This is a genomic window from Vibrio sp. 2134-1, from assembly GCF_033339495.1.
Map to the genome: position 1 here is coordinate 1 of NZ_JAWOUS010001040.1, position 500 is coordinate 500.

A 500-nucleotide genomic window follows, 5' to 3' on the forward strand; every position below is an offset into this window, starting at 1 on the left:
AGAGCAGCAAAAATGGTCTTATGGATATGGTAAGCCAAGGCCTAAATGCAGAATCTTCACCTCTTACTGAGCTACTAACGAGTCAGCTACCAGTTTCGACAGAACAAGCTGCAGGTGGCAGCAGTGCCCTAATTGCACTTGCTCAAAGCCAACTGTCTCAACAAAACAGCACGGAATTGCAGTCATTGATCCCTGGATTATCCAACTTGAAAGGTGCACAAAGCCTGTTAGGTAACATCGAAAGCTTGAGTGCCGTACAAAGCGCATTTAATGCACTAGGACTAGACCCATCGATGATCAGCCAATTTGCACCAGTGATTTTAGGTTACCTAAATGAGCAAGGAGCAAGTGAGGGATTATTGAAGTCTTTAAGCGGTCTATGGACGAGCGGTAAGTAATTTCGCTTTAAGCGAAATCCCCACCGAAATAGAAGTAAAAAGAATGGGAGCATACAAATAGTAGGCTCCCATTTTTGAGAAAATTACAGATACAAAAAAGCC

General features: G+C 43.2%; 1 protein-coding gene. It reads left to right on the forward strand.

Going from position 1 to position 500, the window contains the following annotated elements:
- Positions 1-398, forward strand: a 398-nt coding sequence (locus tag R7R78_RS29930) for a DUF2780 domain-containing protein (protein ID WP_318119964.1), incomplete at its 5' end; no start/stop codon positions are given.
- Between the last annotated feature and the right edge of the window lie 102 nt (positions 399-500).